Source organism: Flammeovirga pacifica (assembly GCF_000807855.2).
GTDB classification, from domain to species: domain Bacteria; phylum Bacteroidota; class Bacteroidia; order Cytophagales; family Flammeovirgaceae; genus Flammeovirga; species Flammeovirga pacifica.
In genome coordinates, this window is record NZ_JRYR02000002.1 from 1359403 (window position 1) to 1374470 (window position 15068).

Annotated in this window: 8 protein-coding genes; 2 read left to right on the forward strand and 6 right to left on the reverse strand. The window is 33.4% G+C overall.

Annotated elements, in window-relative coordinates:
• The first annotated feature begins 535 nt into the window (after positions 1-535).
• Positions 536-2200, forward strand: a complete 1665-nt coding sequence (locus NH26_RS23940) for a tetratricopeptide repeat protein (protein ID WP_044217206.1) — start codon at positions 536-538, stop codon at positions 2198-2200.
• Between the two features lie 61 nt (positions 2201-2261).
• Here the strand turns inward: NH26_RS23940 and NH26_RS23945 are convergent, their stop codons facing one another.
• Together NH26_RS23945 and NH26_RS23950 are read right to left on the reverse strand one after the other, a co-directional pair.
• On the reverse strand, positions 2262-3182 hold the full coding sequence (locus tag NH26_RS23945) for a sterol desaturase family protein (protein WP_044217208.1): 921 nt from the start codon (positions 3180-3182) through the stop codon (positions 2262-2264).
• Positions 3183-3348: 166 nt separating this feature from the next.
• Positions 3349-4713: a DEAD/DEAH box helicase gene (locus NH26_RS23950; protein ID WP_071397285.1), complete on the reverse strand. Its 1365-nt coding sequence runs from the start codon at positions 4711-4713 to the stop codon at positions 3349-3351.
• Positions 4714-5027: 314 nt separating this feature from the next.
• Here NH26_RS23950 and NH26_RS23955 point away from each other — a divergent pair, with 314 nt between their 5' ends.
• Positions 5028-6572 carry a sulfatase family protein gene (locus NH26_RS23955; protein WP_044217210.1) on the forward strand — a complete coding sequence of 515 codons (1545 nt, stop codon included), beginning with the start codon at positions 5028-5030 and terminating at the stop codon, positions 6570-6572.
• A gap of 462 nt (positions 6573-7034) precedes the next feature.
• On the opposite strand, the gene NH26_RS23960 is transcribed toward NH26_RS23955, so the two are convergent.
• The 4 genes from NH26_RS23960 to NH26_RS23975 form a co-directional block, all read right to left on the reverse strand.
• Positions 7035-8513 (reverse strand): sulfatase family protein, encoded by a 1479-nt coding sequence (locus NH26_RS23960; RefSeq protein WP_044217212.1) that lies wholly within the window; start codon positions 8511-8513, stop codon positions 7035-7037.
• Positions 8514-8521: 8 nt separating this feature from the next.
• Complete coding sequence (locus NH26_RS23965; RefSeq protein ID WP_052431699.1) at positions 8522-11686, reverse strand: glycoside hydrolase family 2 TIM barrel-domain containing protein; 3165 nt, start codon at positions 11684-11686, stop codon at positions 8522-8524.
• A gap of 13 nt (positions 11687-11699) precedes the next feature.
• Entirely contained in the window at positions 11700-13124 is a 1425-nt protein-coding gene (locus NH26_RS23970) for a sulfatase-like hydrolase/transferase (RefSeq protein ID WP_044217213.1), read from the reverse strand.
• 270 nt (positions 13125-13394) lie between these two features.
• On the reverse strand, positions 13395-15068 hold the full coding sequence (locus NH26_RS23975) for a right-handed parallel beta-helix repeat-containing protein (RefSeq protein WP_044217215.1): 1674 nt from the start codon (positions 15066-15068) through the stop codon (positions 13395-13397).

Sequence of the window (15068 nt, forward strand, 5' to 3'; positions counted from 1 at the left end):
TTTGAGTTAAGTTTAATAAATGAATTGGTTAATGAAGAAAGTCTCTTTGAAAGTTTTTTTAAGGCGTCGATTTCCTTTTTCCGTTCTTCAATAAGCCGTAAAAGTTCCTCTTTATCTGAGGCAACCGGATTTTTCTTTGAAGACATAGATCATATTTGAATAGGTCTATATTTCTAACACCACAAGATTAGTCGTTTATAAATTGATTTGTTCTTAATGGCACACCAACAAATACCTTTCTATAACACAACAAAACTCAATAAACAATCACTACATTACCACTACAACATTTTTTATGTAATTGATTTTCAACACCTAACAATACTCATTATTATATATCATTTATTTCTATTCAGGGTAAATAAATGATTACTTTCTTTTATTTATTTGATGCTAACGAAAAGTTAGATGAATAATAAAAGATAATTTACTCTGATTTTTATCACAATTTAAGTTCTAAAGCTCCAATAAATTTTGATTAATTATGTAGTTTTGTGTCACTACTATCTCAATTATTTAATTAACTAAAACTAATTTGAAATCATTACTAGCTTCCATTATTCTCCTTTTAATTTCAAATCATATTTTTGCACAAAATATAGATCAACTTCATAAAGAACTTTCTTTAAGTGTCGATCCTGATAAGCGTGTAATAATATTAAAGAAACTAGCCGAAGAGTATGTTAATCACGATCTAGATGTTGCATTAGACTACATTAATGAGGGTATTGTATTGTGTGAAAAAGAAGATCATCCTCTACTTTATGGCGAGTTTCAACACCTATTAGGGAATGTCTATTTAACAAAGGGTTTTCTTATAAATGCTAAGGATGCCTATCAGACGGCTAAGAAAATATTTACAGATAACAATGCTGACAATAGATTAACTAAAACTAAAATTAATCTATCGATCTTATATCAGAAAGAAGAAAAGTTTTCTAAATCGGAGAAGTTATATCAAGAAATAATCAAAGATTTAAAGGAAAACGATGCCATGGGTGCTACCTATTTGCCAACGGTTTATCTTAACCTAGGAAGCTTATATGACAATATGGAAAGCCCTGAAAAGGCTATTCAATCTTTTTATACCTGCCTTAAATATTGTAAGGATTCCACTTTCAATAAAGTAAGAGGTAAGACATTACACAATATCGGAAATCAATACATCAAATTAGGGCGTTTAAAAGATGCTCGATATTCTATAGAGGAAGCTTTAAAAATAAAAAAAGAGATTAATGATCAAGAAGGGATTGTCACCTCTCTTAATATTCTGGGAAATATTTATCGTTTAGAACATCGACTTAATGAAGCATTACCTTTTTATATGGAGGCTTTAGCCATAGCAGATGATTTAAACTCGCCGATTTTATTACAGTATACATATCATAACCTCTATATTTTATATGAAGAAAAAGGTGATTTTAAAACAGCTATTTCCTATTTAATAGAATTTAAAAATCACTCTGATCATATTTTAAAGGAAGGTTTTGAAAATAACCTAAAACAATTTCAGAAAGAGTCACAACTTCAACAAGAAGGTATAGAACTACAAAATGAGAAGGAGCTACAACAAGCTACAATTATTGTATTAAGTGTTTTGCTACTATTGGCCTTAATATTAGGAATACTATTCTTGCGTTTTCTAAAGTTAAAGCTAAAACATGAAAAAATATTGGTAAAACAGATGAGATCTGATATTGAATTAACAAAGAGTAATCAGGAGAAAATCCGTCTTCAAAATGAAAAATTACAAAACGATATTTCTTTTAGAGATCGAGAATTAACTACCAATATAATGCACCTGATGCAGAAATATGAATTGATAAATTCGGTATCAGAAGATTTATTGAAATTATACGATAATGTCGATACTCCTACAAAAAAGTCTTTGAGGTCTATTGTTTTCAATCTACAAAGTGATAATCAATCGGATGTTTGGAAAGAATTAGAAATCCGTTTTGAACAAGTTAACCAAGAGTTTTACGATAAACTCAACGAGCACTATCCTAACCTATCACCCAACGAGAAAAAGCTTTGTGCTTATTTATATCTTAATTTATCTACAAAAGATATTTCGAGTATTACAAATCAAAGTACAAAGTCGATAGAAGTTGCAAGAGTGCGTTTGAGAAAGAAATTAAACCTAACCAATACAGATACAGATTATCAAACATTCTTTAGAGGAATGTTAGATAAATAGTGGTTGTTCATGTTGAATAAGATCGACGAATAGGCCAACGATACTCCATCAAATAGAAGAATTATAGCACTATAGGATTCTCTATGTCTTGATGTAGGTTCTTCCTCAGCGTCTTCGCTCGTTTATCTTCTCCGTCATGACTCCAACCCGGAGATTTAAAGAGGTATTTTACTTTATCAGAAAAATTTTGAGCCCGCTTAATATCCTTCCATAAGGCTTGATATTCGTGGGTTATCACTTTTATGGGGTGATAGGTATTTATATTTTCTGTTAAACCGTAAACGGGTGTGTCAATACCTTTAAGTTCTTCTGAGAAAGTGCCGAAAATCCTGTCCCAAATAATTAACATACCAGCATGATTACAGTCTAGGTATCGAATATTAGAAGCGTGATGTACTCTATGATGAGAAGGCGTATTGAACAAAAACTCAATAATTTTAGGGCATTTATCGACCAATTCTGTATGCACCCAAAACTGATAAATCAGGCTTATACCCATCATTGTAAAAATCATTAATGGATCAAAACCGATAAGAGGTAGCCAAAGCCAAAAAAAGAATTTATGTACTCGTTCTCCCACTCCCTGCCTTAAAGCGGTACCAAAATTCATGAATTCTGAGGAATGATGTGTGACATGCCCTGCCCAAAATAATCGTACTTCATGGTTTAAGCGATGGAACCAGTAATATGAAAAATCATCTAAGAAAAATAACAGCAACCAAGCCCACCATCGCCTTTGTACAATGTCTTTCAATGGACTAATATCATTTAAATAAAAAAAGAAGATAAATGCTGCTACTTTAGGAAGGAATTCTACTATGGCGGCAAACACCATCATTAATAAAGAAACTTGAGTATCTTTCCTTTTATATTTCTCTTTTGCCACCTGGTATTCGATGATGATTGCAATCATGAATACTGGTAATGCAAAATAGAGTAATTTATCTTGAGTTAGTTGTTGAAGAAATTCTGATAGTTTCATTGTATATTTTATGGTGCATGTGATTAGTTACACCAATTTAACTAAAAAATAGTGTATTTACCTGAGTGCTCATAAAAAACAAGGAGAATCAGACAACTGAAAGTACTAGAAGGCACTTTACATAAAAAAAGGTTGCTTCATATTTTAATAAAACAACCTTGTTTAACTATCTTCTTTTAGAAGGTCCTTTTCTACCTCCTTCGCCTCCTGCAGCAGAACTCGATTTCCTTCTTTTATTAAAAGGTTTCTTTTTCTTATCTCCTCCACTTTTAGATTTGCCATCTTTAGAAGCATTTCCTCTTGCGGCTTCCTTCTTTCTTTTGTTTGCAAAAAACTCTTGCTTACGCTTTTGTTTTTCTTTCTCTACAGCTTTTTTCTGAGTAGCATTCATCGGTTTATCCGTTTGCGGATAAGGATGTTCTTTGACTACCTCAATTTCTTGCTTAGTCAGTTTTTCTACGTCTTTGATGTATTTATTGTCTTCTGCCTCACTAAGAGAAATTGATATCCCTTTTTCGCCAGCACGACCACAACGACCAATTCTATGCACATATGTTTCCGACTCATTCGGAATATCATAATTGATCACATATTGTAGTTTATCTATATCAATACCTCTAGCAGCAATATCAGTAGCTACTAAAACTTGAATACTCCCTTCTTTAAATGCCGAAAGTGCTTTCTGACGTTGATTCTGTGATTTATTACCATGAATCGCAGCACACTTTACATTCTTTTTAATCAGTTTTTTTACAATTCCATCAGCCCCAAATTTGGTACGAGTAAACACCAAAACTTGTTCAATGTTATGTTCATTCAATAAGAAATGTAATAAATCAATTTTTTCTTTCTTATTAGTGTAATACACAAATTGTTTGATAGTTTCTGCAGTAGAAGATACTGGAGTAACTGTCACACTTTTTGGCTGACGAAGAATTTGTTTCGATAAGTCTACAATATTTTTAGGCATTGTAGCTGAGAAGAATAATGATTGACGTTGTTTAGGAAGTAATTTTAATACCTTTTTAATATCATGGATAAAACCCATGTCCAACATTCTATCTGCCTCATCAAGTACAAAGTATTTAATATGAGCTAAAGAAATAAAACCCTGCCCAATTAAATCTAGCAAACGACCAGGAGTGGCCACCAATATGTCGACTCCTCTTCTTATTGCCTTTACTTGTTTATCTTGATTAACCCCACCAAAGATTACAGTATTTCTTAGATCAGTATGCTTACCATATTTCTTGATATTCTCATCAATCTGAATGGCTAATTCCCTAGTAGGAGTTATAATAAGAGCTTTTATTTTTTGATCCCTACTTTTCTTCTCCTCCGACATCAAATGAATAATTGGAATAGCAAATGCTGCCGTTTTACCTGTACCCGTTTGTGCACAACCTAAAACATCTTCACGCTTTAATACCAACGGTATAGCCTTAGCCTGAATAGGTGTCGGCTTTTCATAATTTTCCTCGTTTAATGCCTTTAAAATGGATGGATTTAACCTCAGTTCTTTGAATGTCATATAAAATGGTTTATTAAAAGTAAAACCATTTATGATGGTATTCCTTTTAGAATTGAACCACAAAGGTAACAGAATAAATATTAATGAGTGGTTTGGTTGATGCTTGTTAGCGTAAATTGAGTGTTACTTTTGGTATTTATCTTACTATATTCTTAATGTTTCTTCTGATTATTTACTTTTTTTTCAAAAAGTAACATAAATTCTCCAATAATGACCGTATTTTAGCCTTTATAATATTTTGACGAATAAACTCCCTTCTCTCGGGGAGTAATCTGCTAAATTTATATTATTATATTTTTTAAATTATTTCTGAAATGAAACTATACTGTTTATTATTATTAGCAGCAGCATGCCTTGTAGGGTGTTCAAAGCAAGCTGTTAACGACGAAACTTCTGAAGTGCGTAAACCTAATATTATCTTCGTTTATCTTGACGATTTAGGATATGGTGATATTAGTGCCAATGGCGCAAAAGCTATCAATACTCCTAACATAGATTTTCTTGCCAATAATGGTATGAACTTTTCTAACGGATACGCTTCTTCAGCAACTTGTACTCCTTCTAGGTTTGCCGCATTTACAGGTATGTACCCTTGGAGAAACAATTTAAAAATCTTACCTGGAACTGCTCCTTTAATTATTGATACTAAACAACCGACTGTACCTAAAATGTTAAGTAAAGCGGGGTACAATACAGCTATTATTGGTAAATGGCATTTAGGATTAGGAACATCAGACAAGAACTGGAATGAACATATTACTCCAGGTCCTAATGAAGTTGGTTTTGACTACTCTTATATCATGGCAGCTACTCAAGATAGAGTTCCTACTGTGTATATTGAAGATGGAGATGTAGTTGGTCTTGATAAAAATGATCCTATCGAAATCGATTATAAAAACAAATTTGAAGGAGAACCTAATGCAAAGGATAACCCTGAATTATTGACAATGAAATGGCATCACGGTCACAATCAAGCAGTCATTAACGGTATTCCAAGAATTGGATATATGAAAGGTGGTAAATCTGCACTATGGAGCGATGTTGACATGGCAGATCACTTTTTAGATAAAGTAAAAATGTACATTGGTGAGAAAGCTAAAGAAGATAAACCATTCTTCCTTACTTACACTATGCAACAACCTCACGTTCCAAGAACTCCACACCCTCGTTTTAAAGGTAAATCAGGAATGGGACCTCGTGGAGATGTTATTTTAGAAGCGGATTGGTGTGTTGGTGAATTGATCAAAACAATTCAAGAAGCTGGTATTGAAGAAAACACTATGATCATTTTCTCTTCTGATAACGGTCCTGTTTTAAATGACGGTTACTATGACGAAGCTGTAGAATTATTAGGCGATCACTCTCCAACAGGTGGACTTCGTGGTGGTAAGTATTCTTTATATGATGCTGGTACTCATGTTCCATTTATTACTTACTGGAAAGGAACAATTAAAGGTGGTAAATCAAATGCTTTGGTTTGTCAAATGGACTTGTTTGCTTCTTTAGCATCATTAGTTGGTAGTGAAGAAAAATCAGCTGATTCTGAAAATGTTATTGCTGCTCTTCTAGGTTCTAGTAAAGACGGTAGAGAAGATCTTATTTTAGAAGCAACTACTCGTACATCATATAGAAAAGGTGATTTTGTTCTTATTCCTTCTTATAAAGGACCAAAAGTGAATAAGCAAGTGAACATCGAATTAGGTAATACTAAAAATGTACAACTATTCAACCTTAAAGAAGATCCTTTCCAAACCAACAATATTGCAGAACAACAACCTGAATTAGTTCAACAACTAATGGATGAGTTTGTTGCAAAAAGAGGAGAATTTGCTAAAACTTCTAACTTGATCTTGAAGTAATCAGCACTCAACTCAAACACTCATTTTCTAATGAGGGTTTGTCAAGAATATATTTAGAAGTGGAGACTTTTTTACAAACGTACCTACACTATAAAATACACAAAAGGTTGCCGGATTTAGTTATCCAGCAACCTTTTGTGGTCTATAGAGACTACTACTTTATACAATATGGGTGTTGGTGTTTTCTATCTCACTCATACTGCTTTATAACATCTATCACATTGGTATCCACTTCCATTCTACCTCCTATTTGTCTTGTCTCTATAGATAAATGCGCAAGAGATTATGTATTCATTCATCATTAAAGTATAACTGAACCCTATTGAATAGGAACCCATAAGGTTTATAGTTAGTGGAATAGATAAGGGTGAGTACATCAAAAGTCAATAATAGATAGAAAAAGAAAGGCTGTCTCATAATAAATAAGACAGCCTTTTCAACTATTTAGATAAGATTAGGAAATTATTTCTGAGTCTGTTCTTGCAACTTTTTATACTCTTTCACAAACTTATAAAAACCAATTTCATCTCCTCCTTTCATACGTTCGTATTCTTCAGGATGATTGTCTTTTAAATACTGTAAAACAGCCACTGATACAGGAATATCTTGCTCGAAATAATTATCAACTGGAGTTGTTTTTAATTTGTAATCAGCACATCTGTTTCTCATATCTGCTAATACTTTTTTATATTTCTTGTTTTGAGCAAGGTTCACTTTCTCCTCTGGATCATTTTCCAAATCGTATAACTCTTCTACAGGTTTTGCCTCATAAAAAGAAGCTTGGAAAGGGGAAAGTTTACCCTCCTCATGCATTCCTCTCATTACATGTACAGCAGGTCTGTAAAATTCCAAATAAGCTTGTTTTGCATCATAAGGTACTTCAGGAAAATCATTCCTAATGTATCTGTACTTTTCTGTAGAGATAGCATAAGAAGACTCCATAATTTCATCCCACAAACCACGATATGAGAATACTTCTTTTCTATCAAAATTAGGATCGATAAAAGATCTTCCCGTCATATGTTCTGGGATATCTACGCCACCTAAATCCAAGATAGTAGCTGTAATATCAGGACTACTAATGATGTCATAAGGATCACCCGAATGGTTAAAATTCTTTGGCCATTTTACGATTAAAGGTATTCTTAATGCAGGATCAAACAAGTACCCTTTTCCTCTAACATTACATCTACCATTATCACCAATAATAATGATGGCTGTATTGTCGTACATTCCTTTGTTCTTTAATTCTTGAACTATGATACCCACCTCTTTATCAGCAGCTTCCATCATATCTAAATATTTCGCCCAATCTGTCCTAATTTTAGGATGATCTGCGTAATATTCTGGTAGGTCAATACTGTCTGGGTGCACAGGGTGTTTAGAATTTTCGCTCACTTTATCCCACCAATCTCCTCTATGTGTTACATTCAAAGTAATTTGCTGAACAAAAGGTTGATCTTCAGGGGTTGCATTCAATACTTTATCAAAAACACCACTTTCTTTTTCCCAATCTCCCACCGCTTGGTATTTGAAATTGAAATCGGTTTTCTTTCCTTTTTGTTTCACTTTAGAATGACCAAGAACAGATGTATATCCTTCTTTTTTCATTAAGTAAGTGAAAGGTACAAAAGGAGCTTTTAACTCAATATTTCTGTTCGACCTATGGTGCATGGTATTGGTTTTCCTCTGATGAGTTCCCAAAATCATGGCCGATCTATTGGTAGAACAAATAGAGGCTGTTCCAAAACAATTATAATAGAGTGTACCTTCTTGGGCTAAGGCATTCATTTGAGGTGTTTGAACTCCTTTCATACCATAACACTCCATATCTAAACTCACGTCTTCTAACATAATCCAAACCACATTGGGCTTGTCTTGTGCCATTACACTATGACCGGTAATTAAAAGAAGAAATGCTAATATCTGATTGTATCTCATATCTATTATTAATTCACTTTTGGTCCTTGAACCGTATTAATACTAAATGATAACTTACAGTTAGAAGGATCTAATTGATACTGCTTCTTAGCCAAACCTCTTTTCGACCAAGAATTCTCTCCTCCTATACCCGCTTGTTGATCATCAATACAGATATAAACAAGGTCTTTAGGTTGTACATCAGAAGTATGTCGTTGTGCTTTTTCATTTCCTGGATCAAAATCTGAAATAGGATTAAATAAAGCATTAAATTCTAAAGTAGTAGAAGCTGTTACTTCTAGACCTTTCCCTTGTTTATCCAACCATTTTACATTTCGAACATCAGTTCTATGTCCGTTTTCTTGAGGACGGATGTAAGGCACGTACATATCTGCAACATCAGTAGTATAAAGACCTACGAAAGATCCATTGTTTCTATCGATGTAGTTTTCCTCTGGTCCTCTACCGTAATAATTCACCGTATGATATTTTTTATCAATGGCTAAAGTGATTCCATAACGAGGCATGAATTTTAATTGCTTTGGCTGTTCTGCAACAAACTCACTATTCACATCAATGGCACCATTAGGTTGAATAGTGTATGTAATTACATTTTTAGCTTTCAGTGCTGCTAATTCCATCTCATAAGTAACCGTATAAACACCGTCTTTTTGATCAACATTTCGTCCAGTAACTTTAGCTTTAGAAGCTTGGTCTCGCCATTCAAAATAATATTGATCTTTTTCATTATCGGCATGCCAAGCACCAAAATCATTATCTGTCATTGCTCTCCAAAAGTTTAACTTCGGACGCTCTTTTAAGTATTCCTCTCCATTCACGATATAAGAAGCTAATCCTATTTCATTTTGGTCAAAAATAACTTTAAAGTTATCACCTGTGATTGTAATCACCTCTTCTACTTCAGTAAGTTTTACCCCTTGTTTTTTGATCTCAGTGACTACTTGTTCTTGAGTAGTTTGAATCAAAAACTGATTCGAAGACAGGATATGTCCTTTTTCTAACAATTGTTCATAACCATTATCAATCAAATAGAAATTGATAAAATACTCTTTAGAAGGATTCATTTCATAACTTAATTTGACATCAAATTCTTTTGTCTCTTGAGGTAAAACATTCAATTGATCTAAAGATTTAGTCACAACAACTTTACCATTTTCAAGTAATTCGCATCTTACCGTTGTATTTGATAAATCCTTGAAGAAATTCTCATTATAAAGACTGAATTTAGTCGGACTAATCATTTCAAAATGTTGATTTTGATAGACATGTTTGATTTCAACAACACCTGGGTGAGGCTTTCTATCAGAACCAATAATACCGTTCGCACAGAAGTTGTTATCTGTATGAATTGTATCTGGAGCATAATCACCACCGTAAGCATAATAAATCTCGCCGTCCGCTGTTTTCTCTTCTAAACCTTGGTCTTGCCAATCCCAAATAAATCCTCCTTGAACAGATCTATTGGCTCTTACCCAATCCCAGTATTCTTTAAAGTTACCATTAGAATTACCCATAGCATGACTATACTCACACCAGATAAATGGAAGCTGTTCTTCAGCTGGCAACCCCTCATTTTTATTCAATAACTTCTTGGTTACCTGCTCCATACTCATGTACATCCAAGATATAATGTCAGAAGTTACAGGCTCACTCTTTTTATATCCTGAACGCTCATAATGAACTGGTTTTGAAGCATCATAACTATGTACCCAATCGTAAGCGACTTTAAAGTTTGAACCATTTCCAGCTTCATTACCTAAAGACCAATAAACTACACAAGCATGGTTAAAATCTCTCTTCACCATTCGTTGTACCCTATCCAAATGTTGTTCTTTGTATAAAGGATTATTGGCTAATGTTTCATCCGCTTTATAACCGTAACCATGAGACTCAATATTGGCTTCATCACAAACATAAATACCATATTGATCGCAAAGCTCATAGAAATAAGGATCGTTAGGGTAGTGAGATGTTCTAACTGCATTGATATTGTATTTTTTCAAATCAATAACATCTTGCAGCATCATTTCTTTTGAAACTACATGTCCGTTTACTGGGTCGTGCTCATGACGGTTCACCCCTTTTAATAATACTGGCTGACCATTTACTAGGAATTGACCATTTTTAACTTCAGTAGTTTTAAAACCTATCTTTTGATAAGTTGCATCAACAACATTTCCATTTTTGTCTTTTAGAGCCACCTCTAATTGATACAAATGAGGTGTTTCGGCTGACCATGTAAGTACATTTTCTATAGCATGGTTTTTAACCTCTACTGTGTTCCCTTCTAATTTAGCTAAAGGAGTTGATTTAGTATAAACCATTCCACCTTGAGCATCTTTTAGTACTACATCTAATTGTAGTTTCTTTTTATTCTTTTTAGAGATTCCTTTCGTATCCACTGTATAAGATAGTAAACCATCTTTATACTGTGACTTTTCTAAACCAGAAGTAATTTTAATATCACTAATTCTAGATTTGCTCGTAGCATATACAAATACATCTCTTTCAATACCACTCAATCTCCAGAAATCTTGATCTTCGAGATAAGAGCCATCACACCAACGGTAAACTTCTACAGAAAGATCATTTTCTCCTTGCTTTATGAAAGAAGTAATATCGAACTCTATACCTGTTTTAGAACCTTGTGCGTAGCCTACTTGTTCGCCATTAATCCAAACATAAAAGGCTGAATTAACTCCTGCAAAATGTAGAAAAACATCCTGACTCATCCAGGCTTCTCCCACGTCAAATGACCTTTTATAACTTCCTACAGGATTGTATTCATGAGGAATGTAAGGAGCATTCATTGGATGAGGGTAAATGATATTGGTATAAATTGCTTTACCGTACCCTTTTCTTTGCCAATCAGAAGGGACTTCTATCGTATCCCAAGCATTCGCATCAAAATCTGATTTATAAAAATCTTTTGGACGATCAGAAGGTTTTTCTGCCCAATTGAACTTCCAAGAACCATTTAGGTATTTATAATTATCTAAGTCTTGTGACGACTTAGAAAAGTTGACATTTTTGTAATGTGTAAAAGTACTATGTGTCGGTTCTGTATTTACTCTTATAACAGATGGGTTTTCCCAATTTTCAACAGTTTGTCCATAACTAGCAAGTCCTGCTAGAAGGAGAATAGAAGTACCTAGTTGTTTTAATTTATTCATTTCAAATTTGTTATTAGTATGGTTTTACATTAAAGCGATCTGGATGCAATTTAGAATATTTTTTATCTTGTAATAAACCTAAGTACTTTGGTTTCACCATTTGCTCCACCCATTTATTATATTCGTTCTGAAGCTTCTCTTCTTCTTTTGAAGATAATTTTAGGTTATTTTTTTCTCCAATATCTTCTGATACGTTGTAGAACTCTTTATGGTATTTCTCTGATTTTTTATTGTATAGGTGTAGATATTTCATATCTCCCATTCTAACCGTATAAGATTTCTTATCATAATGTCTCCATCTTAATGATTCGTGAGGAGTACCTGATTTATCTCCTTTGATAAAAGGAACGATATTCACACCATCTAAAGTTTTTTTAGGAGATGCATTTGCGTAGTCTACTGCTGTTGCCATAATATCTAATGAAATTACTGGCTGATCGTACACCATTCCTTTTTTAATTTGATTTGGCCAACGCATTGCAAAAGGAACACGTACACCACCTTCATAAATTGAACCTTTATGACCTCTTAATGGAGCATTATCTGCTTTAATTTTAGGTGATCCACCATTATCAGAAAGAAAAATTACAATAGTATTATCTGCAATTTTCTTTTCGTCTAATTTTTCTAACAATAGACCTACTCCATCATCTACAGCAGATACCATAGCACAATATGTTTTTCTTTTTCCTTCCTCCATATGTTCAAACCTTTCTAAATATTTAGGTGTTGCTTGTAATGGTGCGTGAGGTGCATTATAAGCTAAATACATAAAGAAAGGCTCTTCAGAATTTTCATCAACAAACCTTACTGCTTCTCTAGAAAGAGCATCTGTTAGGTATTCTTTCTCCTCTACTCTAGTGTTGTTACGTAACAGTTTAGTTCTATAAGCTTCGTTATGTTTCGTGATCTGAGAAATATCAGATAAAGTCCATTCTTCAGGAAAATATCTATGTCCTCCGGTTAAAAAACCATAGAACTCATCAAATCCTCTTTTTAATGGTCTTAATGCTTCGTGAGCACCTAAATGCCATTTACCTAAAGCAATACTTTTGTACCCTTCACGACCTAGAACATCAGCAATTGTTTCTTCCTCTAAGCTTAACCCTTGATCAATATCATTAGGTGCCCATAATGGGTTTCTTCCAGAACCAAAACGATCTTGGTAACGACCTGTAATTAAACCGGCTCTTGAAGGTCCACATACAGCATAGGTCACATATCCGTTCGTAAACTTTACTCCTTCATTGGCAATTCTATCAATATTGGGAGTAGGAATTTCTTCACTTCCATTAAAGCCAACATCTTTATAACCCAAGTCATCTACTAAAACTACGATTACATTCGGCTTCTTATTAGGTTTCTTTTTATCAATACTTTTATAGGCAAAAATCACCAATGCAATTAATGGTAAACCTATATAAATTAATTTTTTCATTTCATTTATGATTTTGATGTTTGTCGTTATTATAGTCGCTTCAAAATAAAATAACGAAGCTAAAAAATATAAAAGCAATTTATATAAAAGAAGATTCTCTATGAGGTTTATTTTCGTCAAATCCTTAGTGATATCAAGATTGATGAATTTGTGCTCTTTTGATACAATTTTATGTTACTTTCAAAAAAAACACCTCTAACACCCACAATTTGGGGCATTAGAGGTGTTTCAAATTCTCATCAATTGGTAAAAGTGATAAGAATTATTGGTTTATTTCTGTGTTTGAGAGTACTGTTCATTATACTGAATAGCTCCTAGATCTGGTTTGCCATTAATAGGGTTTCCTAAGATATCTTCTTTTACCTCTACCCCTATATATAAACCTTTTTTATCTTTTGGAATCTCAATAATTTGAATTCCTTTACCCTTAACCAAGTCTTTATTTGTTGGTGCAAAATCTAGTAAATTTCTACCATTTTTGTTCACAAACTTAGGGTCACCTATAATAGGCTGTTCGTCTTGGATAGATGCTTCTAAAGGCCAATTACTGGCCTTTAGAAAAAGATTATTTTTGAATACAATATTTTCTATCAATAACTCTCCTTCTACTTCTGGTTTATATTGATCTCCCAAAACTTGTTTACTTTCTCCCTCAATATAAAATATATTGTTAGCTATTAATGCCCCTTTTGCAGCTCTATCAATAGCAACTTTAGCCATCTGTCCGTCTTTTACATAAATGGTATTATTGTAGAAATAACTATTGAAAGGACCTTTTCTTTCTTTACCTTTTCCGTTAAAACCACTTAACCAGAATATCTTTCCTTCCTGTGAGGCTACACCTTTCTTTTTCACACGGTGACCATCATTAATACTCACATTATAACGATAAGCACAATTAAAATTGTTACCTAAGATCTCGCAAAAGCCACCTGCGTTATTCTCACTAATATTGTATTGTACAATTACATTAGAACAATTAAAGTCTATATGACAACCTGCTGAATCAGCTGGACCATGGGCATTTCTAAACTCATTATGTTCAATCAAAACCTTATTACAACCCCAAGTCCAAAGTCCACTACCTCTACCCCACTTTCTTGAGTCATCATTGTTTCCAGAATAGTTCACACTGTTTTTAGCAACCAAACCATCTTCAACATTACTCATTTGCATGCCAGGTCCGCCAGTTTTAAAAACTATGTTATTGGTTAGCTTAAGGTCTTTTATATTTTTATTCGTTCCCGTAATTTTTATTCCAGTATGAGAAACATTGGTCACTTCACAATTATCAATCACTACTTTTTCTAAAAGAGCCCCTTTTTTACGTGCAAGAATACGAATACCCCATCCGTACCCTTGAGTACCATTGGGTGTAAATACTTCTCTGTCCCCTCTTTTATAACCTTCTTTCATCAAATAAACATCTTCCACTCTAAGGTTAGATAAAGTGATGAAGCCATAACTTCCTTCTTCAGTTATATTTATTAGAACCCCACAACGCATTCCATTTTGCTTTTTTTTGGTGAAACTTCCACCATTGGCAGAAATTTTAAGGTTACTTATTTGGATGAATTTAGCGTTTTCTATCAGAATAGCATTATCATGTCCTTTCCCATTAATATGAGGTAATTTATCTGACGGACTTGTCTTAGACACATAATTAGTCAACAAGATGGGTTTCCCTTTCTTTCCTACAAGGCCCTTAAGGTTAATTGTTCCTTTGTATTCTCCACCATTGGCAAAGAAGACTTTATCATTTGCTTTTAGTTGAATGTTACTAAGTTTTGCTAATGTTTTTATTGGTGCTGATTTTGATTCACCATCATTCGTATCGTTTCCTCCATGAGCATCAATGTAGATATTAGTTGCCCAAATACTATTTGATGTTACTAAAATTAGGAAGAAGAGAAATTGAAAAGTTTTATTTAATTTAATTTTCAT

Bases quoted from the DNA above. Each gene is read 5' to 3' on its own strand.
- NH26_RS23970 (WP_044217213.1), bottom strand. From the start codon at position 13,124: ATGAAAAAATTAATTTATATAGGTTTACCATTAATTGCATTGGTGATT.
- NH26_RS23955 (WP_044217210.1), top strand. From the start codon at position 5,028: ATGAAACTATACTGTTTATTATTATTAGCAGCAGCATGCCTTGTAGGG.
- NH26_RS23965 (WP_052431699.1), bottom strand. From the start codon at position 11,686: ATGAATAAATTAAAACAACTAGGTACTTCTATTCTCCTTCTAGCAGGA.
- NH26_RS23975 (WP_044217215.1), bottom strand. From the start codon at position 15,068: ATGAAAATTAAATTAAATAAAACTTTTCAATTTCTCTTCTTCCTAATT.
- NH26_RS23950 (WP_071397285.1), bottom strand. From the start codon at position 4,713: ATGACATTCAAAGAACTGAGGTTAAATCCATCCATTTTAAAGGCATTA.
- NH26_RS23960 (WP_044217212.1), bottom strand. From the start codon at position 8,513: ATGAGATACAATCAGATATTAGCATTTCTTCTTTTAATTACCGGTCAT.
- NH26_RS23945 (WP_044217208.1), bottom strand. From the start codon at position 3,182: ATGAAACTATCAGAATTTCTTCAACAACTAACTCAAGATAAATTACTC.